This window comes from Bacillus sp. JJ1503 (assembly GCF_036965125.1).
Classification (GTDB): domain Bacteria; phylum Bacillota; class Bacilli; order Bacillales; family Cytobacillaceae; genus Cytobacillus.
In genome coordinates this window covers 1-1220 of record NZ_JBALOZ010000290.1, presented here as the reverse complement: position 1 = coordinate 1220, position 1220 = coordinate 1, and the positions used below count along the sequence as shown (strand labels likewise).

Annotated in this window: 1 protein-coding gene and 1 pseudogene; both read right to left on the bottom strand. The window is 35.6% G+C overall.

The genetic code is table 11. From position 1 onward, the window contains the following. Positions 1 to 198, bottom strand: a pseudogene (locus V7149_RS20300) (metallophosphoesterase); the annotation flags it as partial. Between the two features lie 543 nt (positions 199 to 741). After that, the coding region (locus V7149_RS20295) for a serine hydrolase (RefSeq protein WP_335347407.1) at positions 742 to 1220 on the bottom strand (479 nt) is incomplete at its 5' end.

Here is a 1220-nt window from a genome sequence, read left to right as displayed (position 1 = left end):
TATCTTGCTGAGAAGTGTAATACCAGAAATACGACCCATAATGAAGGAAGCAGCTGAAATGGCTACTACCATGATGTAAAGTGTTTTAAACCTTCGTGATGATTTTTCCGGACGCAGCCAACGGTATCCACGCCAGCCGATATAATATACCAACCCGACATAGATTAATAGGGCGATGATACCTATAATCATAAACATTTTTCATTCTCCTAATCCACGAATGAGGTAATCCTGAAGTTACCCTAATAAGTAAATAATCTAGTTCTTTCATTTTGATTTATCAAGTAGTATTCAATTTCAGAGTTAATTAACTTTCGCCATTTCTCTCGGAAACGAATAACCTCTTCGGATATAGTTTTCAAGATTAATCCTCCATAAAAATTCCTAATTTAATAGTAACATGAATTAGAAAATGGGGGATATTGTAAATCATACAAAAGATTTTGGCTAGTAATTATGAAAAGGACGATTTCCAAATAAAATAGTAAAAAAACCTTTAATAAATTACAAGCCAAAAAGGACATCGTAGAAGGTAATGTTTTTTCTACTGATGAGGTTTCAGGGATGATTGAGCAGAGAGTCGAATAAAAAACAGGACTGTTTGTCAGCCCTGTCATTAACCAAATTACAATATATTGGGGGTTTTTCAGTTCCCTCGTTCAATAGTAGAATCATCTTCTTTAGATTGCTAAACTCTTTTATATAATGTCCTTACAAAGGGCATTTCGTTCCCTGCTTCTTTTACAATAATGCCTCAGCTTTTTTTGTAGCTTTTAGAAGTTTATCCGTCAATTGAAGCATTAACCTAATTCCTTTTTGACCATATCCAAATTGGTTTAAAGTTCCGATGATATATGCATCCATCACAGGGTGGTAAAACATAAACGAACCGGTAGAGCCGGCATTCCCCCAAGAGTTATACTTTGCTGGCATTAACACAGGAACCGTTTTTATGTTCATCACTCCATACCCATAATCAATTCCTAAAAAGAATTTACCCCAGTCACTTTTCATTTTTTCAAGAGTTTCTTTCTTTAGTATCTGACCATTCACTAATGCTTTCATGAACTTTAACAAGTCACCAGTAGTGGATACGACACCGCCGCCAGCATACAAAATGCTCAGGCTCTCATTATTGGTCATGTCTGTTTGACGAATATAAAACTTCGCTACTTCGTATGGACTCTTTTCTATTGGTTCAGTACGAGAGAAATGGGAGT